The 20,215-nt window shown below is 41.3% G+C and carries 15 protein-coding genes; 8 read left to right on the forward strand and 7 right to left on the reverse strand.

Annotated elements, in window-relative coordinates:
- Positions 1–419: 419 nt before the first annotated feature.
- On the forward strand, positions 420–869 hold the full coding sequence (locus DDZ16_RS04395) for a UxaA family hydrolase (protein ID WP_317046363.1): 450 nt from the start codon (positions 420–422) through the stop codon (positions 867–869).
- A gap of 318 nt (positions 870–1,187) precedes the next feature.
- Here DDZ16_RS04395 and DDZ16_RS04400 read toward each other — a convergent pair whose 3' ends face one another.
- From DDZ16_RS04400 to DDZ16_RS04415, 4 genes are all read right to left on the reverse strand, one after another.
- Positions 1,188–2,111 carry an energy transducer TonB family protein gene (locus tag DDZ16_RS04400; protein ID WP_109263211.1) on the reverse strand — a complete coding sequence of 308 codons (924 nt, stop codon included), beginning with the start codon at positions 2,109–2,111 and terminating at the stop codon, positions 1,188–1,190.
- A gap of 47 nt (positions 2,112–2,158) precedes the next feature.
- Complete coding sequence (locus DDZ16_RS04405; protein ID WP_109263212.1) at positions 2,159–2,551, reverse strand: ExbD/TolR family protein; 393 nt, start codon at positions 2,549–2,551, stop codon at positions 2,159–2,161.
- 55 nt (positions 2,552–2,606) lie between these two features.
- Positions 2,607–3,308 carry a MotA/TolQ/ExbB proton channel family protein gene (locus DDZ16_RS04410; protein ID WP_109263213.1) on the reverse strand — a complete coding sequence of 234 codons (702 nt, stop codon included), beginning with the start codon at positions 3,306–3,308 and terminating at the stop codon, positions 2,607–2,609.
- Between the two features lie 75 nt (positions 3,309–3,383).
- On the reverse strand, positions 3,384–3,641 hold the full coding sequence (locus DDZ16_RS04415; protein WP_109263214.1) for a hypothetical protein: 258 nt from the start codon (positions 3,639–3,641) through the stop codon (positions 3,384–3,386).
- Between the two features lie 212 nt (positions 3,642–3,853).
- Between DDZ16_RS04415 and DDZ16_RS04420 the strand changes: the two genes are divergently transcribed.
- Both DDZ16_RS04420 and DDZ16_RS04425 read left to right on the forward strand, forming a co-directional pair.
- Positions 3,854–7,258 (forward strand): RICIN domain-containing protein, encoded by a 3,405-nt coding sequence (locus DDZ16_RS04420; protein ID WP_109263215.1) that lies wholly within the window; start codon positions 3,854–3,856, stop codon positions 7,256–7,258.
- Between the two features lie 384 nt (positions 7,259–7,642).
- On the forward strand, positions 7,643–9,055 hold the full coding sequence (locus DDZ16_RS04425; RefSeq protein WP_109263216.1) for a sensor histidine kinase: 1,413 nt from the start codon (positions 7,643–7,645) through the stop codon (positions 9,053–9,055).
- A gap of 282 nt (positions 9,056–9,337) precedes the next feature.
- On the opposite strand, the gene DDZ16_RS04430 is transcribed toward DDZ16_RS04425, so the two are convergent.
- Together DDZ16_RS04430 and DDZ16_RS04435 are read right to left on the reverse strand one after the other, a co-directional pair.
- On the reverse strand, positions 9,338–10,675 hold the full coding sequence (locus DDZ16_RS04430) for a glycoside hydrolase family 1 protein (RefSeq protein ID WP_109263217.1): 1,338 nt from the start codon (positions 10,673–10,675) through the stop codon (positions 9,338–9,340).
- Between the two features lie 255 nt (positions 10,676–10,930).
- Complete coding sequence (locus tag DDZ16_RS04435) at positions 10,931–11,650, reverse strand: pentapeptide repeat-containing protein (RefSeq protein WP_109263218.1); 720 nt, start codon at positions 11,648–11,650, stop codon at positions 10,931–10,933.
- 360 nt (positions 11,651–12,010) lie between these two features.
- Here DDZ16_RS04435 and DDZ16_RS04440 point away from each other — a divergent pair, with 360 nt between their 5' ends.
- From DDZ16_RS04440 to DDZ16_RS04460, 5 genes are all read left to right on the forward strand, one after another.
- A complete protein-coding gene (locus DDZ16_RS04440; protein ID WP_109263219.1) occupies positions 12,011–12,595 on the forward strand; it encodes a TetR/AcrR family transcriptional regulator in 585 nt (194 codons plus the stop codon).
- Between the two features lie 6 nt (positions 12,596–12,601).
- Complete coding sequence (locus DDZ16_RS04445; RefSeq protein ID WP_109263220.1) at positions 12,602–14,119, forward strand: TolC family protein; 1,518 nt, start codon at positions 12,602–12,604, stop codon at positions 14,117–14,119.
- A 64-nt stretch (positions 14,120–14,183) separates the two neighbouring features.
- Positions 14,184–15,167 (forward strand): HlyD family secretion protein, encoded by a 984-nt coding sequence (locus tag DDZ16_RS04450; protein WP_109263221.1) that lies wholly within the window; start codon positions 14,184–14,186, stop codon positions 15,165–15,167.
- 1 nt (position 15,168) lies between these two features.
- On the forward strand, positions 15,169–16,350 hold the full coding sequence (locus tag DDZ16_RS04455) for an ABC transporter permease (RefSeq protein WP_109263222.1): 1,182 nt from the start codon (positions 15,169–15,171) through the stop codon (positions 16,348–16,350).
- An 11-nt stretch (positions 16,351–16,361) separates the two neighbouring features.
- A complete protein-coding gene (locus DDZ16_RS04460; protein WP_109263223.1) occupies positions 16,362–17,561 on the forward strand; it encodes an ABC transporter permease in 1,200 nt (399 codons plus the stop codon).
- 203 nt (positions 17,562–17,764) lie between these two features.
- Here DDZ16_RS04460 and DDZ16_RS04465 read toward each other — a convergent pair whose 3' ends face one another.
- Complete coding sequence (locus DDZ16_RS04465; RefSeq protein ID WP_109263224.1) at positions 17,765–20,134, reverse strand: ABC transporter permease; 2,370 nt, start codon at positions 20,132–20,134, stop codon at positions 17,765–17,767.
- Positions 20,135–20,215: the final 81 nt, after the last annotated feature.

A 20,215-nucleotide genomic window follows, 5' to 3' on the forward strand; every position in this document is an offset into this window, starting at 1 on the left:
TGCGATAATTCAGCATTATTATTCTTAACAAAGTGCCTGGTAGTTATGTCAACAAAAACGCACATCCCTCAAAGATATTGCAGAAGCTATTAACACTTCTGTTTCCTCAGTTTTAATGGCCCTCAAAGACCACCCCGACATCAGCCCGGTTTTAAAGAAACAACAACCAATCCGCAAATCCAATTAAAACATGATTACTTATTTTTTTCAGCTGTCATCAGTTGAATAGATAATCAAGCCAAGGAGCGAGGTTACTTTGTTATGATCACCAACTCTTGCGTCCGGGCCAACAAAGAAGAGTTCCGATAAAAGTCAAGAGATACCTGCATCCAAATTAAAATAGGCCTTAAGAGTGGAGTCTCCGGCGGGTTTTCCGAAATAAGTGCCAACCCTTTATTTGTGCATTTTCTTATTTTCTCGTGGCGCAAGGCAGAACAACTGTCCTTGCAGAAGTACCCGAGATGTTTGGTGCTGAAACTTTTTTAATGAATCGAGCCAAGACCAAGGAAGTATTTGAAAAAACTGTGCACCTGATCAATGATTTCAATGGCTATTTCCTTGAAAACAAGCAGCCCATTTACGAAAATCCCTCACCGGAAAACAAAGCTGGTGGCCTCTCAACACTTGAAGAAAAATCACTTGGTGGTACTCAAAAATGTGGAACAGACAAAGTAAAAGATGTTTTGAAGTATGGTGAACAACTCACCACAAAAGGCCTGAATCTACTCAGTGCCCCGGGGAATGACCTTGTGGCTTCTACAGCCCTGGGAGCGGCAGGTTGCCATATGGTTCCGTTCACCACTGGTCGTGGCACACCTTTTGAGAATAAAATAGACAATCCGGGCCAATCTTGTTTTCTTGCAAATTAAAGGACCGTGAAAGTTCTTCCCATTATATGGCTATAAAAATCTTGCCCGGACCTGTCTCCTTAAATTGCTCGTCAAGTAACCTAAAACTTTCTTCAACAGAAAATTCCGTCATAAAATTTTTCTGGCGAATCATCTGTATCCGTATGCTAATCTCTGTTCGTTTGGCTCGCTGCCAGTTAAATAAGAATAATACCCTATCTTCCGGGATTAATATTTTTTGATAATAAAGAATTTACAGTACCCTTAGAGTCTATTGTTACGATTTAGACTAAGTGTTACAAAATATAAAACCTTCTGTCTCCTCTGCTCAAGAAAGGTTTACTGAAGATTAAAGTGATAAGTAATGGTCCCTTTCTGATATGCCGGGGCATCGCCATCGCTGTTAAATCGGGCTTTTAAAGCTGCCTGACGTGCCATGCGCCACAAGTAAGAATTTTGAGTCGTGGTACCTTTAAGTATAGGTTCAGCACTCACCACATTTCCATTGCGATCGACCGTTATTTCAACTACCACAATTCCCTCTTCCTGAATATTGTATTCCGGTTTCGGCAATTCGCCACTCAAGGTACGACCACTCAGGTCAAATCCGGTACCACTGTCACCTTTGCCGGAGCCATTGTAATTACCAACATTGGGCTCACCGCCAAGTGCACCCTGATTCCCGGAGCCACCAGCCTCGCCTTGAGAAGAATTGCTTCCATCAGACTTACTAAAAGCATTAGACACGTTGTTTCGGGCTTCCTGAGCCTGACGCTCCTGTTCCTCTTGTTTACGTCTCTCCTCCTCCAATTTTCTCTGTCGCTCCAACTCCTCCTGGCGTTGACGCTCTTCTTCTATTTTTTTCTGACGCTCTATTTCTTCCTGTCTTTTTCTTTCCTCTTCCAGTCTCTTTTTTTCGGCTTCCTGTTTGGCTTTTTCTTCTTCACTTATAGTCGGGGCCTCTTCAAATTCCTGAGTATTGACAGCTTCCTCTGATGTTTCAGGTGTTGTTGCCGGAGGCGGACTGACCTGCTCGGGCTTACTAACGGGGGGAGGTGTGTTTTTTTGCCCGGTAGGTTCATTCCGTACCGGTTCACTTGCCCCCATTCCTGATTGGGAGTCACCGAAATCGACCAATATCCCCTCTTCTTCCTGTGGCATACTGGAAAGTCCCAAAATCATGAGTAATATCAAAATCAAACCATGAAAAATGGTACTTCCTATTACTCCGGCACGTTTATCCTTTTTTGATCGATCCTCCATTAAAAACAGATCATTAGATTTCTAGATATAATATTATCAGACAAAAATCACTTTGCCCGTGTAGCCAAAATAAGTTTATACTTATTCCGTTTGGCAATATTCATTACCCTTACCACCTCTTTCATAGGCACGTTTTCATCCACATGAAGTGAAATATAAGTTTCCGGGTTCTGGCCCACCTTTTCTCTTAAAAGAGGCTCTATTTGATTAAAACTGACCCGCTGATCTTCAACGTAAAAATTCAAATTACGGGTAATCGAAACAGTTGTCAATGGCTTGGCAGCTGTTTGATTTTTGCTCTGAGGCAACAATAATTTCAGAGCCGTTGGATGCACCAATGTGGATGTGATCATAAAAAAGATCAACAAAAGAAAAACCACATCAGTCATGGACGACATGCTGAATGTTGCATTTATTTTACTTCTTGACTTTAAAGCCATAATGTTGTTTTGTTTCCATTAATCACCAAGCTGAAATTGCCCTTACCCTCATTTCTTAACCTGCCGGTTCATTCAGCAAATCCATGAATTCCATGGTACGGGCCTCCATCTTAAACACAACGTTCTCAACCCTTGCTACCAGCCAGTTGTATGCAAAATAAGCAATAATACCTACAATCAACCCGGTAACTGTGGTTACCAGTGCAGTATAAATTCCTCCGGCCAGCATATCCACTTCGATGTTACTTCCGGCATTGGCCATTTCCCAGAACGATTTAATCATTCCAATAACCGTGCCGGTAAACCCTATCATAGGTGCTCCTCCTGCAACAGTGGCCAAAACGGGCAAGCCTTTTTCAAGACGGCTTACTTCAAGATTTCCAACATTCTCAATGGCTGTGTTTACATCCTGTAAGGGGCGTCCAATGCGAGTGATTCCTTTTTCAATCATTCGCGAAACAGGATTGTTGTTTGATTGGCACAAAGCCAGGGCAGAATCAATTTTACCGTCGTGGATGTAATCTTTGATGCGGTTCATAAAGCTTTTATCCTCACGAGATGCCCTCTTGATAGCAAGATAACGTTCAATGAAGATATAAATGGCAACAAAAGAAAGCAGGAAAAGCGGAATCATAATCCAACCTCCCTGCATTACAAGTTCAATAAGATCAATGGTGACTTTTTCTTCTCCCTCGGCTAGTTCTGCTCCCTGGGCCGCAGCCTCACCGGCAGCCTGCATCATCATGAATAGGTTCATATCTGTATTGGTTGATTTATTCGACTCACTAAAATTTGCAGGCCAAATTAGTGATTTTTTACCAACACAGAAAAACTAAAATACCATTTCCTTTATCTGTACGCCTTCAACCTTTTTCAGGGCACTGACCAAAACACCGGCTTTTTCATTGTCAGGAATAAGCTGAAGCAGAATAATGCCCACCTCGGAACAATTATTTCCATTGGTGTTATGCAATCCAAGCCGCGTTCTGATTGAGCAACCATAACGGGTGAGAATTTCCTGTACCTGTTGGGCTTCGTCGTACCGATCATCTACATGAATACCGATAATGTGTTCTTGTGGAACTGACATGATGAGTGGTTTTGGAGTTATACAAAAAACAGCAGAAAAACCATCAAGGATTTGTCTGTTCCTTTAAATTTAGTTATCCTTTCTCAGAAAGTCAAAAGCAATTTTCACCCAACGGTATATCATTAAATATCTCTGTTAAGAATAATATAATTTCAATTTATCGATCTTACAGCAACTAAGCTTTCATATTAACTTTTCTTAAACTTAAAAACATGAAAAAAATAAGGTTAACTTTATTTTTACTAGTGGCGGTAGTGTTTTGTTCCTTCGCCCAAAACAGTATTTCCATAGCAGGGCTGGGAGACATACCGTACATTAAAAACGAAAATAAGTTTACCCTTGACCTAAAGAGTTACGGGAAGTTCGATTTCACCGGAACGATTCAACCCCTGAGCCTCTCGACAGAAGCTTCTATAGAGCAGCTAACAAACTTTCCCGGTTACAATATGATGTCAAAACTGGGTTTGGACAGCATAATGCTGGAGGCCTCTATGGAAGGACTTCAAGTAAAATCTAAGGTGGATACCAAAAGAAACCTGAGACCTCTTTTTGATGCTTTAAGAATATCGGCTCCAACAATGGAAGTCGTAACAAAAATCGGAAAAGGAACATTTGAGCTGGAAGGAGAACTTGCATTTCCTGATCCCATTGAACTGGTACATATCGATAACCCGGGAACCGTTTTTAAGTTTTCGTCTATCGCTTTGGGCACCGCTGCCGAAGCAGGTTCGCTGGACCTTCAGGTGACCACAGGTCTCATGATCAAACCCTCTGATGTTGATCCCGAACTGGAAACCTACTTTACCTTCGGATATAACCTGATTACCCAGGAACTAAAGGGTGCCGGTTCTTACATGACAGAATGGATCGATCCCTTTGGAATTAATACTTTCGTAAAGGATAACTCCATCATTCTTAACGGGGGTGCTTTGGAAATTGGATACATCCCCGGAAGCCCCACTCCAACCAAGATTGGGATTGCAATTAACGATGCCATTCTTTTCGACAACCAATTTACCGCTTACATATCCGTAGCCCCGGCCGATAAACAAATTGGACTTTACGCCACTCGTGTGGATAAAATGACCGCCAACGACATGGCTAAAATTCTGAGGGAAGGATTTGGGCTAAAGGTTCCCAATATTTTTCCCGAATGTTATTCACTCACCAACTCTGTCATTCAGTTTTCTCCAACCAAACTGGAAGTGGGAGAATATGACATGGAAAAAGGATTTGAGCTGTCAGGCGATGCAGAAGTCTGCGACCTTTTAACAGGTGGCTTTCAATACCATTTCGACATGGAAGATCAATTTGTTCTTCATGCCGACTTTGATGTGGATGCCAAAAAGTTTTTGATGAACGAAGCCCACAAAGTTGGATTTTTGGCCTCTGCCGTTGAGAAAGTATTTGAAGATGCTGAGATTAAACGCCTTTACATTGACATGTCAGGAAGCTTGCAAAGCATGGAAATGGGAGGGGAAACCCACGTCGAAATGCGGGTAATGGATCAGAACTATAATTTTAAATTCGAAGCAACGCTTGATCCTGAAGCTATCGCCCACGGGGTTTTTAATAAATTAAGAGATAAATTCCCGGGGGTATTTAATGCTGTTGGTGAGATAAGCAAAAGAGTAAAAAGCGTTGCCGGTCCTGCTGTTAGCGCATCTATTCACATTGCCCAGAAAGGCTTCAACGAGCTTGGAAATTTCGCAGGACATGTTGCCGAATTTAGCAGTCATGCAAGGCACGGAACTATTTTATCTGACCATCCCGATTGTTTTTCAAGTTGTGTTCCCAACAGGGCCAACGATTTAAGAGAACCGATTTTTCACGCTTCAAACAGGGCAGTATTAGAATTCTACAGTCAGGTTAATCCGGCAATCATAAAACTTATTGGCACATCACCTGCAGAATCCAGTATCCTGAGGGCCAATGCCATTAAAGAAGATTGGTACAGACTGATCAATGATCTTGAATACAAATGGGATGCTATATTTTACGATGATCTCTACAAAGGCTTTGACAAAGATCCCGGCGATGTTACCCGTTATGGGAATGAATACCGGAGATTAGTCAATGAAAAATATCAGCAACATGTTGATCTGAGAAACGAGCTATGGAAAAGGCTTATGACCAATGGCAGCAGTCCTGTTCAAATATATAATAGATGGAAACCGGATCAGGCTCTCCACCATGAAAACCCGAATATTGCCAGCGGTAACATCCAACAGGAATGGATAAGTGCCCGATGGGAGATAGAACCTGTGATTGGATCACCTGAATACATCAAGATAAAAAATGCCAATAAGGGCACTTACCTGCATATAGAGAATGGCAAAGTTGAGGCCGGTGAGATCGCCCCCGGATGGCATAGTGCACAATGGAAAATGGAGAGTGTACCGGGTACCGAATTTGTACGATTGCGCAACAGGTGGAAAGGAACTTTACTAAATATTGAAACAGGAGCCCTCATTTGTAGCGAAATGGGTGACGGAGCATTTAGTGCCATGTGGGACATAAAACCAGTTAACATGCTTAATAAAGCATGGAATTTAAATGGTGACAGAACATGGAAGCCCGGAGAAACCGTTTTGCAATCCACGAATGGCGTCTATTCCATGATTTTTCAAACCGATGGCAACCTGGTACTTTACCGCAACGGGAATGAAGTAAAGTGGACTTCAAATACCGCAAACAAAGAGGCAACAGGATTGAGATTCCAGCAGGATGGCAATCTTTTGGTATTTAATGATGAGGGCGTTTTATGGGCAGCCAACTGCCATGGTAAAGGTGGTGAGGCCCTGTCACTTGAAAACTCAGGAGAAGTTGTAATTCACGCACCTGGGTCAAAAGTTATATGGTCAACCGTAGGAGAAAGAGCCTGGAGCAATATCAGCACAAAAACCTGGATGCCCGGTGAAACGGTGTTGCGCTCAAAAAATGGACAATACAGGTTAGATTTCCAAAAAGACGGAAATATGGTAATCATCCAGAATGGAAACGGAATCTGGTACTCAGGTTCACATTGGAGGGGAGCCATGGAACTGCGCTTCCAAAAGGATGGCAACTTTTTCATACGCACTTCACCTGACCATGCAGAATGGTCTGCCAATTCGCACGGACAGGGTGGCGAAACCCTGTTTTTACAAGATGATGGCAACCTGGTTATTCATGCGCCGGGGGCAAGAGCTATATGGGCAAGCGATTCACAGGGAACTGCGGTAGCATACAATACTCTGGTTCGCTTAAAAAACCGTCATAAAAACGGGTATATTCATATTGAGAACGGACCAGTTCGCTCATCAAATATCGGTCTTGGCGCACATAGTTGTCAATGGATTATTGAACCATCAGGCGAAGGCAATTACGTAAGAATCAAAAACCGTTGGAAAGGAACCTATTTAAACACAGAAAACGACGGCCTTCAATGTACTGCCATAGATCCTGGCTGGGATAGTGCCAAATGGGAATTATATGAAGTAGACGGCAAATACGTCAAAATAAGGAATAAATGGAAGTCGGATCGTTACATTCATCACGAATGGGAAATATTAGAATGCCAAACCATAGAGCAAGGCTGGTTTAGTGCTCAATGGGAATTGGAATATGTAGAATAGACGATAGAGGAATTATTAATAGCGGAAGCTTTATCTTCCGTTATTAATCAGAGCAAAATATTTTTCCATAAACGGGAAACTGGCTACCGATCACACAAATGCCAGGTTCCCGTTTTTTATTAATTTGGGCTTAAATTTACAATTGCATGTTTGATTTTTTATGAAAAGAACAATAAGACGCTCATTCAAAACTTTAATTAGTGCGTGTCCATAAATTCCCATTTACTGTGTTACGCTTGTTCCTATTTCTTTGGATTTATTGAAATTAACAACACAAAATTAAACTACAGCCTTAGATTTTTCAGAAAAATCATCTGTAGGATTACTCAAAAGAGCATGGTTAGGCAACAAGATCCCTATTGCAGGGGATATGAAAAGTAGTGTATGACGGAAGATCCGGTAAATATCAAAAAAGGTTTTGAAGCCTATTTAAAAGCGGTTTTTCTAAAAAACCTCACTTCCATTCTTGTAACAGGCTTTATTATTTTGGCCTATTACATGTATGCCGATTGGTTTGTGAGAGAAAATCTAAAAGCTGCTTCCATGCGGATTTTACCGCTAACCCTCATTCTGGTCATTCTTATCATTCATCTGATAAACAAAAAAAATCGCTACAAATTAAAATCGGTTTTATACCAAATTAATTATGTAGCGCTTCAATTCATGATGTTTGGTAAAATTCTCATTCATTTACACCAGGATGCCCTGGCACCAAGCGTCACAGGCACCATTCTGATTATTTTTGTTATTTCGCTGGACAATAAACTTAATACAAGGACTACATCTTTTATTTATGCACTGCCGGTAATTTTATTTACCAGTGTCCTTTTTGTATTTGGAAAGCCCTCGAGTAAGGAGTTTTTTACCCTCGTTGACATATATCCTATTCTGATTCTGGGCTTCATCATCAACAGAATTCAATACAATCTCAGATTCAGACTTTTTAAATCAAATCACTTGCTAAAACAGGAACAGGAGAAAACCCAATCTTTATACAATGAAACCTTAAAAATAAACAAAGAGCTGGATGAAAAAGCCAGGGAAGCCCTTCGGAATAAAGAAGAGATTCAAAAGAAAAATGAAGATCTCAATAAAAGTAATGCTACAAAGGACCGCTTTCTGGGCATAATTGCCCATGACCTCAAAAACCCTATAAGTGTTGTTTGGGGAATATCAGACGCATTAATAACTCATGATGAATTAGGAGAGGAAGAAAGAAAATCCTTCCTGATTTCCATTAACAATTCCATTAAACATACTTATAAGCTTTTGGAGAACCTGCTGAGCTGGGCCAGGGCGCAAAACAAGACCATTCAATACACCCCACTTAAGCACAATGCTTTTACTATCGTAAAAAAAGAGCTGGATATCCTTAAAGCACAGGCCGATAATAAGTCTATCCAAATCAGCTGTAATATCTCTTCAGATTTACATCTATATGCTGACCTTCAAATGGTTCAAACCATTATCAGAAATCTGATTACAAACGCTATTAAGTACACCTTTATCAATGGCCAGATAGAAATAAAAGCCCGGCAAGTTACAATTGAAAACAAAGACTACACCGAAGTTGCCATTGTGGACAACGGAGTAGGAATGACAAAAGAACAAATTGATAACCTGTTTGCCATAAAGAAGAACTCCTCCATCAAAGGCACCAATGATGAAGAGGGTTCCGGCCTGGGGCTATTATTGTGTAAAGAGTTTATTGATATTCATGAAGGAATCCTCAGGGTGGAAAGTACCCCAAATAGAGGAAGTTGCTTCAAATGTCTGTTTCCGGTGATGAAAGTCTGAGACTTTTTTCAAAAAATCGAAACGGGTTAATCCCTCCCAAATATTGTAATGTTAACTCCCAACAGCCACTTTTAGGGTCGTATATATTATTGCCATAGTACACCTGTTCAATAGATCGTTAGACTTTTAGATATAAGATTTAAGATAAATCATATAATGCTGATAATTTGAGCTTTAAGACGAAAGCTCATTCACTCGCAAGAGTTTGAACTTTAGACTTTTATAAAAGTTTAACGGAGTATTCCCTGTAAATGACCTCATTGAAAAAAGTCTTTAACTGCATCAGTCCTCTCTCAAGAATTTTTTAAACCATTTTCCGGAAGCTTTCACTGTGCGCTTTTGTGTTTTAAAATCGTTGTAAACCAACCCAAACCTTGGCTTAAAGCCTTCCCGCCATTCAAAATTATCCACAAGCGTCCATACAAAGTAACCGCCCACAGGGATATCTCTTTTAATCGCTTTTTTAACCTGCTTCAGCATTTTCTGATGGTATTTTTTGCGCCGGGCATCATTAACCTTGTCGCCACGCAAAAAATCGGGATAGCAAACGCCACTCTCTGTTAGAATAATCTTCCTGATGCTATCGTATTTTGAGTAAAAATTGAGCAAAGAAGAGAGTCCTTTGGGATAGACATCCAGTCCCATGCTGTTTAGTTTAGTTTTTCTGCTCCATGGAGGAACTTCTGTGGCAAACAACACGGGAGGAAAGAGACTAAATTTGGCCACTACACGAAAATAATATTGCAACCCAATGAAGTCGAAATCAAAAGCAAGACGCTCCTCATCGCCCGGCTGGAAATTACTTTTAATAATGTTCAGTGCCGGTATTATATCGGTTGGATAGCCCAGACCCAATAGCGGTTCAATAAAAAAGCGATTTAGCAATCCCTCCACTCGCCTGGCTGCTCTTCGATTGAAGAGAATCTTATTAACAGGTCTTACATAAGAACAGGAGAGTGCCACTCCTACCTCTGCATCCCCGACATTTCTTTTTACGATTCTTCCCCCTTCAGCCATGCACAAAGTTGCATGATGGGCTGCCTTCATGAAATTACCAATTCCGTTGCGGCCGGGTGCATGGTATCCGGTAAAATATCCCAGGCCCACAAAGGTCATAGGTTCGTTCATCACAATCCAGTGCTTCACACGATCGCCAAATGCAGAAGTCACCACTTCTACATAATTCGAAAACCATTGAAGAATTTCCCGGTTGGTCCATCCACCTTCATCTTCCAAAACCTGTGGCAAATCCCAGTGATAGATGGTTACCCAGGGCTCAAGACTTTGTTTCAGACAAGTATCTATTACCCGGTTGTAAAAGTCAATGCCCAATGGATTTGGCTCCCCTTTTCCATCAGGGATGATGCGGGGCCAGGAGAGAGAGAAACGAAAGACTTTAAAACCAAGTTTACGGGCCCGTTTAATATCCTTCTTATAATTGTGGTAGAAATCTGAAGTACTTCCCGGAGATTCTCCATCATTGACATTCTCTGAGTCCGATGTAAAAGTGTCCCATATACTGGCCGACTTGCCGTCCTCAAAAGCGGCACCCTCATTCTGAAAGGCACTAATGGTGACACCCCATTTAAAATCTTTTCCGAAATCCTTCTTTTTGAGCATACCCGGGTTTTAACAAAATTGCAAAATTACAGGGTTAAAACCGGGAATAGGTTAAATGAAGGTTAAGAGTGGTAGCAGGCAGAAGTTTAGAAGAGAGAAGGCAGATGATAAAGGGGTAATCTCAAAATTTCTAATTTTATATGTTTCTGAACTTATCGAAGAATCTGAGCGTTTGAAAACAGATTCTTCGATTAAGCCCATCATGACACGTATTTAGTATTACTACTTTTTGAACACGCCCATTTTGTATCCTGGCTATTTGGAGTTTTGAAGTATATGCGAATATTTTTGATCCACTTCCCCATCAAATTGAGCCCCTTCAAAACCCACATCGCCCGAATATTTGGTGTATTTAAAATCAACCTCTTCGTGAAAATGCACATTGCTAAACATGGCACCATTATGAAATTTTGTGTATTTGAAACTGGCTTCATCCATAAACTGACCTTCATGAAAATTTACAAATCCGGAGAATTCAGTGTATTTAAAATTGGCTTCATCCTCAAAATGGCATCCTAAGAAACTTGTTTCACTTCTGAATTTTGAATACTTAAAATTGGCTTCGTGAGTAAAGGTATTGTTATTAAAAACAACCTCTTCCGAGAATTCTGAGTACTTGAATGAAGTCTCGTCCTGGAAGTTGCAGCCAATAAAAGTTACAGACTCCTTAAAATCAGCCCGATAACATTCATCGGAAAAATCTTCACAATAAAAAGCCAAAACCTCATCGGAAAAAGTACAGTCTACAAAAGTCAATTCCACATCGACAGTACTAAAATAGGAATCTTTGTTGCCTCTTTCCCTCTGGCGGTTTTTCAGGTCAGTGAGATCTAAAATCCCTTCAATTTTCATTCCTTCAAGATTAACCGCCTGCCCCCGGTCGATCATGTTAATAATTTCTTCAGCATCTATGTTTTTCTCTGCCGAAAGATTCAACGAAAAAACAATTCCCAGAATAATTAAAAGTGTTTTCATGTCTACAATATTGAATTAAGTTTTAGTCTTATAAGTCGAGCATGCTGCCTGATGTATTCATATCTGCCACTGAAATGCATACACAAAAACATCACAAAGTCAGCATCTTAACAAACGCTTTATCATTTTCACATAAAAGTTTATTACTATTCTAATGACATGACGTCTACCCTCTGCCATTTGTTACATCCATCTGCCTGTTCTGTTTATTTTCCTGTTGCTTTTTGGGAATCATCAGCCTCTCCCATTACAGGTTAATATTGCCAAATATATGTTAAAACAGTCCGAATGATAGCGGATTATTAAGAAACAATTAGTTAATTCGCAATTAATAAATGAACATTCATTCATTTTAAAGACATGGCAAGAATTACAGACAAAAACAAAATTGAACGACTGAAACAATCAACCATGAAACTGGTTGTTGAAAATGGCTTCGGAGGAGCATCTGCAGCTCTGATATCAAAGGATGCAGGCGTGGCCGCAGGATATTTCTACATGCATTACAAAGGTAAATATGAAATGGTTAATGCCATCTTTCAGGAAGTGTATCAGGAATTCATCATCCTTTTTGAAGAACTGGAGCCGGACAATGCTCCGTTTATTGAAAGCATCGAGACCATCATTCACCGATTTGTAAAGCTGGCTAACACAGAACCCATCAAGGTTAAATTCCTGTATGTTCTTTCGAATGATTACAGCTTTGCCATCGACCCCATTATCAGGGAGAACAACTTTCAGGTTATAAAAAAGCTAAAAGAACGGGGGCAAAAATCCAACTGTCTCGATCCGCGAATCACCGAAGACGATCTTTACCTTATACTTTTCATCAACAGCCTTCAGTACATCAATCAGCGATTTAAAAAGAGTCATAATAAAGAAGTAATCATCTCAGAATTGGAAGAGAAGCATCTCTTTTACCTCATAACTAAGTTTTTAAAATAAAGTCTAATGAATTTAAAAAGTGTATTTCCCGGACTTTTTTTCTTGCTCCTTCTATTCCCATTGGAAGGGCACGCCCAGACACCTCATCTGCTGACATTTGAGGATGCTGTGCTAATGATGTCGGAATACAATCCAGCTTTGCAACGGCAACGGGAAGAAATAAAGCAAAGGGAATTTGAAATAAAATCACGTCGTGGTTTAAGGTATCCCAGAGTGGCATTAAATGCGCAGGCAGTATCCATGTCCGATCCGTTGCATCTTGATCTCACTCCCGTCAGAGATGCCATCACTCCACTATACAATACCCTTGGGAATTTTGGTGTTTTCAGCGGAGTGCCCAATCCTGACCCGGCAACGAACCAGCAGGTTCCTACTCTTCCTGATGCACAAAGTACGGCAGCGGTACGCCAACAACTTCTGGCAGCAGAGGAAGAGATAAAATCAGGCGAATGGGACAAAATGATACAGGAAAAGAATTTCGCCGTGGTGTCGGCCGGATTTGTGTGGCCAATTTATGCAGGTGGAAAAATAAATGGTGCCAACCATGCGGCCAATGTCAAACATGACATCAGCAAGGAAGAGTTAAGACACACCGAAGGAAAACTTCTGACGGAGCTGGTTTCAAGGTATTACGGACTGGTACTCGGTATGGAAGTAGTAAAACTTAAGAAACAAATGCTGGAGAGCCTTAATAATCATTACCACGATGCCGACCAACTTTTCCAAAACGGAATGATTGCCAAAGTGGAGCTTTTACATTCGAAAGTCGCGAAAAACGAAGCAGAACGGGAACTTAAGCAGGCAAAGCGGAACGTTGAAATTATCCGATCGGGGTTGGCTGCAACGCTGGCCTATGATTCACTTCAACAAGTTATGCCTATTAGCCAACTGTTCATCAACAAAAACATTGAAAATTTAGCCCACTGGATTGAGACTGCTAAAAGTTTTAATCCGCAATTAAAACAAATCGAAGACAAAAAAGAACTTGTTGAGATAAAGCACCGCATCGAGAAAAATGCATATCTGCCTTCTGTGGCAGCTATGGGAAATTACAACATTGTAGACAAAGATCTTTCGCCCTACACTCCTGATTGGCTGGTGGGTGTAGGACTGAAATGGACCCTTTTTGAAGGCATGACACGCAAAAACGACATACGCTCCAGTTCGGCCCTTCAACACCAGGTGAAATATGCCAAACAAAAAGCAGACGATGATCTTACAGCATATCTCACAAAACTTTTTCATGAACTCCGCATGCAGATGGAGCAGAAAACAGAATTGGAAACGACTTTGCAGCTGGCCCGGGAATACTGCTCAAGTACTGAAAAAGCTTTCAGCGAAGGGCTCGCTACGTCTTCATCGGTAGTTGAAGCACATACCAAAATACTACAGGTAAAAGCCAAACGGCTGAAAGTGTTGTACGACTATGATGTGGCCCTGTCTTTATTTTTCCAAACGACAGGTACTCCTGAGCAATTCCTTAATTACAGCAAGGGAGAAAACACGATTCTTGAGTCGCTGTAAAGCAAAAAAGAATACAAAGTCACAATGAATAACCAATTACAAAAAATAATAAAACTCAAAACGAATGAATAAAAAGACATTAAGCACCGCCATTGTTCTGGCAGCCATTGTTGCTTTTATCGTTTATACTTTCATTACCATACTGAAACCAGAACAAAAAATCCTTCAGGGTGAAATTGAAGCAAGGCAATTCAATATTGCTTCGAAGGTTCCCGGAAGAGTGAGCAACGTCGCCGTAAAAAGAGGCGAAAAAGTAAAAAAGGGTGATCTTATTTTTTCCATCAGCAGCCCCGAAATTGATGCAAAACTAGCAGAGGCTAATGCTGCAAGGCTGGCTGCCGGTGCTCAAAGCCGAAAAGCAAACAACGGAGCCCGACAGGAAGACATCGCTGCCGCTTACAGCGTTTATGTTAAAGCAGAAGCAGCGGCCAGGTTTGCTGAAAAAACCTTCGCACGGATCAGTAATTTATACGATGAAGGCGTTGTACCTGAACAACAACGCGATGAGGCAGAAACTAAAATGAAAGCAGCACGCGAAACATCCAAAGCGGCCAGGCTGGTATGGCAAAAAGCAGAAAAAGGGGCCAGAATAGAAGACAAAGAGGCGGCACGGGCACTGGTGAAGCGCGCCGACGCAGCCATAGATCAGGTACAGGCATATCTTGACGAGACTACTATTCACGCCATCTCGGATGGAGAAGTTTCCGGTGTGAATGTTGAAAAAGGCGAATTGGTTTCCACCGGATTTCCGGTTGTTACCCTGCTTAATCTAAATGACATTTGGGTAACCTTTTATATCAGAGAAGATTACCTAAATCATTTCAGCATGGGCACCACTTTTAATGCCACACTTCCGGCACTGGAAGGCACATTCAAATTCAAAGTCTCCTACATCAGTCCATCCGGCAGTTTTGCCCGCTGGGATGCAACAAAAACATCCGGAGATTTCGACTTAAAATCATTTGAAGTAGAAGCGCGACCTGTTTCAAAAATAGAAGGTTTAAGACCTGGCATGACTGCTGTTGTTAACCTTTCTGAAATGGAATAGAATGGAAGAACTGAAGAAACATGCGGTATTTAATGTCATCCGAAGAGAGACAGAACGGATAAAACAGAATCATGCATACCGGTTTCTGCTGTTTAGCGGACCTCTGATCGGAATTCTTTTACTCTACCTGATATTCAGGCAGGGAACAACACGGGATTTCCCCATAGCAGTGGTTGACGAAGATAATTCTGTGCTGTCGGTAAAAATAAGTAATGCGTTGGATGCTGCGTCAGACGTGGCTGTTTCATACAAGCCGGTGGATATTTTTCAGGCCCGTGAACTTCTTCAACAGGCAAAAGTTGATGCCATAATACTGCTTCCTGATGATCTGGAAAAATCGGTCTTTCAGGGCACAAAGGCTTCAGTTCCCGTTTACATCAACGGAACCAATGTGCTAAAAGCTGGTATTATCCAGCGCTCGGTTCTTACCACGTTGAAAACCATCTCAGGTGGCATTCAAATGAAGAAACTGATACTCTCGGGAAAAAATCAGCAGCAGGCCATGGCAAGAGTCATGCCTGTCAGACTTGACAAGCATGTGCTATTTAATCCATACTCCAATTACAATTATTTCCTTAATTCGGCCCTGCTGTATGTCATGCTGTATTTGTTTACATTTCTTGCGTCGATTTATACATTCGGGAATGAGCTAAAACGTGGTACCGGCCCCGGATTACTTGCAGCAGGAGACAACAGCGTACGACTTTCTGTTTTAGGGAAAATGCTTCCATACACGATTATATTCTGGGGATTTGCCATGTTCATCAATTTCCTGCTTTACGAGGTGGAAGGAATGCCTCTCAACGGCAGTTACACATTCATCTTTATTGGTCAATTTATAACGATACTAACCTACCAGCTGATGGGTATTATGCTGGTCGCTGCCACCAGTAATCTAAGACTATCACTTTCTCTGGGCGGGGCATATGTAATGATGGGTATCACCTTTTCCGGATTAACCTTTCCAACAGAAGGCATGCCTCTTTTGGCCCGCTATTTCACTGTATTGTTTCCATTTACATGGTGGGAGAAAATTATGATTTCACAATCGATGCGTGGAGCCCCTATCAGTGAGGCACTCCCTTATTTGTGCTATATCCTTCTTTTCATGGTGGTCTCTATAGCGTTTTTACCTCTGTATAAACGTTGTTTAAAAGAGGAAAAGTACTGGGGAAAAAAGTAAAAAATTAAACAATGCAAACGACAAAAGATAATATCAACAGTTTAGAATTAACAGCCCGCCATCTGCTACAAGAGCTAAAGTCTATTTTCTCGGACAGTGGGGCTTTGCTGATTCTCATCGGGGCCATGATCATCTATCCTGTCATCTATTCCATTGGTTATTCCAATGAAGTACTCACCGATTTGCCTGTGGGGGTGGTGGATCTTGACCAGAGCTCTCTGAGTCGAAAATACATATCGATGCTTGATGGAACAAGTGAGGTGGCTGTAACCATAGAACCTGCAAGTCTCAGTGAAGCAGAGCAACTTTTCATGGACAACAAAATTACCGGAGTAATTCTTATCCCCCAAAACTTTGAAAAGGATATACTAAAAGAACAACCAACGCATGTAGCGGTCTATGCGGATGGCAGTTATTTTCTGAAGTACAAAACACAATATACAGCTGCTTCCTATGTCAATGCTTATTTTTCAGGAGGCATTTCCATTAAACGGTATATGGCAGAAGGACAGTCATTCAGGCAGGCAGAAATCTCCAACAGCCCCATTGATGCACAAACACATATCCTTTATAATCCTTCCTCTTCCTATGGCAGTTTCATAATGCCGGGACTAATCATTCTTATCCTTCAGCAAACCTTGCTGATTGGAATTGGCATCATGGGCGGATCATTCTCCGAATCGAAAAATACCCCCTTTGTATTAACCCCGGACAAACAAAAAAGAGAGGTTTTGCCACTTATTTTTGGTAAAGCCGGAGCTTATCTTCTAATTTCTATGATGAATATTGGACTGGCAATCGTGCTGGTCCACCACTGGTTCAGCTTCCCTGACAAGGCTGAAATGACCGACGTACTATTATTACTTTTCCCTTTTCTGATCGCAGTGATATTCCTCGGGATCGGATTGTCAACCCTTTTCAAACACCGCGAGTCCTCCATCGTTTTCATGATGTTTCTGTCGCCCATCGCTTTGTTCGTTAGCGGAGTCTCCTGGCCGGTATCTGCCATGCCCCAATGGCTGGTGGAACTGTCAAAAATTTTTCCAGCCACCACAGCGATACCAGCCTACTTAAGATTAAGAATAATGGGAACAGGTTTATCAGGTATAAAAAGCGAAATATTGTTCCTTTATGCACAGGCGGCTCTGTATGGCGCACTTACCATTGTATATTTTTTCTTCAGAATCAGGAAAAGTGCTGCGGCACAATAATGAGCCAGGGAAGGAATGGGAGAATGAAAAAATGAGGGAATGAGGGAATGAGGGAGTGAGAGAATGAAGGAATGAGGGAATGAAGGAATTTAGGGAATGAGGGAATGAGAGAATGAGTGAATACCATCCATCCTTCCTGCCTTTCCATCCTTTCACCATCATACCTTTTTCTCCTTGCCCTCTGCTCTATGCTCCTTGCCGCATCATTCATCCCTGAGAGCCTCCACAGGGTTCCGGGTGGCTGCCCGCCAACTCTGCCAACTCACTGTAAGCAAGGCAATACCCAAAGACAAAAGGCCCGACAAAGCAAAGAGCCACCAACTAATTTCAACCTTGTAAGCAAAATTTTGAAGCCACCGGTCCATGGTATACCAGGCCACAGGCGTAGCTATTGTAAAAGCCAGAGCCACCCATTTCAGAAAATCTTTATTAAGCAAAGTCAGAATCTCCATTTCACTAGCTCCATTAACTTTGCGCACACCAATTTCTTTGGTTCGACGTTCCATTACAAAATAGGTCAATCCCAAAAGACCAAAGCAGGAAAGGAGAATAGAAATAAGCGTGGCATAAAGAAGTATTTTCTGAAACTGACGATCCTTTGCATACAATGCTTCCCACGACTGGTCCAGAAAATGATGTTCCATCGGAAAGTTTGGAGAAAGCTCCCGCCAGGTTGCTCCAACCTTATTGATGGTTTTTTGGAAATTGGCAAAATTACCGGCATTTATTTTAAGGTAAAGCACCTCATCACAATCTCCGGAACACATATAAATGGCCGACCGCACAGGAACATGCAAAGACTCAAAGTGGATATCCTCAGCCACTCCAATGATCCTTCCTTCACCAGGATCAGAAGTGATCATACGGGCATCCCCGATATTTTGAAGGTTATACTGTTGTTTAACCGTCTCATTCAAAACAAGGTCCCACTTCTCTTTGGAGTGTTCATTAAATCCTTTCCCTTCCGTGAGCTCTATTCCAAAGAAATCGAAAAAATTGGGCGTCACAGCTAATTTTGAAAATGAGATATCGTATTTCTCCCCTTTATTTATGAACTCCCGTCCCCAGTTTTGATCATTGTGGACAAGTACATTTTCCGAGAAGGTAAAATCAATAATTTCAGGAATATTGTTGAGCTCATTTTTCAGGGCCTCAATATTCTCACGGACATCATCATTAATATTGAAATAGACTATATTGTCTTTTGCAAATCCTGCATCTTGCTCCTGCATATAACTGTTTTGCCGGTTAATCAACAAAATGGCTGCTATCAAGGCTATAGATACCGAGAATTGGAATACCAATAATCCATTTCTAAAAAGATTGCTCTTCTTGCCGGAGACCTGTTTTTTCAACAATAAAGTGGGCGACTTCTTACTAAAAATATATCCGGGAATAACACCTGTTAATATCAACATAACGACCAGCATTCCCAAGGGTAAAACTACATATTCAGGCTCGAGCATATTCCTCACGGTAAAACCTGAGTTGGTAAGATGATTAATCCAATCGAGAGATGCGATTACCAAAACAACAGATACTGCTATGGAAATGACTAAAAGCAGTCCCGATTCAATGGTCACCTGCTGAATTATCCGTCTTCGACTGCTCCCCATTGTCTTAAAAATACCGACATTCTTATACCTCTTCTCTCTCTGGGCTGTCACCATATTTATGTAATTGATGCAAGCCAGTAACAGAATCAGGACTCCTGTTATCCCGATTATTGAAAGGGTTAGTGGATCCCCATGCTTCAACATAGTCAATTCAGGCAAATGAAAATAAACCCGATTAAAAGGAAACAAACTAAAACTGATCTCCTTTTTAAAGTCATCAGGTACTTTATCTAAAGAAATATTTTCAAGTTTATTACTCACATACCTGACAGAGGCATTGTTGTTAATACGGACAAACCCTTTGTAATTCTGAGTTCCCCAATGTTGCATATTGTCGACATACCAATCAATTTTATAGTTTGTCTGGAATGATAAAACTACATCAAAGTCCCAGGAAGAATTCTGAGGAAAATCCTCAATTACGGCACCCACTTCAACCTCTTCATTTTGCAGATAAGTAGCATTATAGGTTACAGTTTTCCCTACCGGATTTTCATCGCCAAATATCCTTTGCGATAACGAACGGGTGAGAACCACTTTATTGGTGGAGTTTATCGCCTTCCCGGGATCGCCCCATACGGGCTCAAACTGAAAGACCCTGAAGAAACAGGAATCGGCTGTGAGCATTTTATTCACCTTAAAACTTTGATTGTCTCTTTCCAAAAAGATCTGAGGGGACCAATCCACCGTGCAATAAGTTACCTTATCCACTTCAGGAATCTCATCCTTAACAAGATTCACCATATTCTGGGACAGATAGGTGCTGTTATTATTGGTTAGGCAATAAACATCCTCCACTTGAGGGATAAACTGGTCGGTGCTCTGCTCTTTCATGACAAATATAAAAATGAGCAAACTTACCGTCACCCCTACAGTGAGACCGGTTAGATTAAGGATACTGACTGTCTTGTTTTTCAGCAAACTCCTGAATGCCAGCTTTGCATTTTTGATAATCATCTTTTCGGTTTATTGTAGAAATAATTTGTATTTACCTGGTGAAAGCGAGGAACTAATGAGGGATTGAGAGAATGGATGAAT

This window comes from Marinilabilia rubra (assembly GCF_003121985.1).
Lineage (GTDB): Bacteria > Bacteroidota > Bacteroidia > Bacteroidales > Marinilabiliaceae > Marinilabilia > Marinilabilia rubra.

Coding starts and splice junctions, on each gene's coding strand:
- DDZ16_RS04400 (WP_109263211.1), bottom strand. CDS start 2,111: ATGGAGGATCGATCAAAAAAGGATAAACGTGCCGGAGTAATAGGAAGT.
- DDZ16_RS04405 (WP_109263212.1), bottom strand. CDS start 2,551: ATGGCTTTAAAGTCAAGAAGTAAAATAAATGCAACATTCAGCATGTCG.
- DDZ16_RS04410 (WP_109263213.1), bottom strand. CDS start 3,308: ATGAACCTATTCATGATGATGCAGGCTGCCGGTGAGGCTGCGGCCCAG.
- DDZ16_RS04415 (WP_109263214.1), bottom strand. CDS start 3,641: ATGTCAGTTCCACAAGAACACATTATCGGTATTCATGTAGATGATCGG.
- DDZ16_RS04420 (WP_109263215.1), top strand. CDS start 3,854: ATGAAAAAAATAAGGTTAACTTTATTTTTACTAGTGGCGGTAGTGTTT.
- DDZ16_RS04425 (WP_109263216.1), top strand. CDS start 7,643: ATGACGGAAGATCCGGTAAATATCAAAAAAGGTTTTGAAGCCTATTTA.
- DDZ16_RS04430 (WP_109263217.1), bottom strand. CDS start 10,675: ATGCTCAAAAAGAAGGATTTCGGAAAAGATTTTAAATGGGGTGTCACC.
- DDZ16_RS04435 (WP_109263218.1), bottom strand. CDS start 11,650: ATGAAAACACTTTTAATTATTCTGGGAATTGTTTTTTCGTTGAATCTT.
- DDZ16_RS04440 (WP_109263219.1), top strand. CDS start 12,011: ATGGCAAGAATTACAGACAAAAACAAAATTGAACGACTGAAACAATCA.
- DDZ16_RS04445 (WP_109263220.1), top strand. CDS start 12,602: ATGAATTTAAAAAGTGTATTTCCCGGACTTTTTTTCTTGCTCCTTCTA.
- DDZ16_RS04450 (WP_109263221.1), top strand. CDS start 14,184: ATGAATAAAAAGACATTAAGCACCGCCATTGTTCTGGCAGCCATTGTT.
- DDZ16_RS04455 (WP_109263222.1), top strand. CDS start 15,169: ATGGAAGAACTGAAGAAACATGCGGTATTTAATGTCATCCGAAGAGAG.
- DDZ16_RS04460 (WP_109263223.1), top strand. CDS start 16,362: ATGCAAACGACAAAAGATAATATCAACAGTTTAGAATTAACAGCCCGC.
- DDZ16_RS04465 (WP_109263224.1), bottom strand. CDS start 20,134: ATGATTATCAAAAATGCAAAGCTGGCATTCAGGAGTTTGCTGAAAAAC.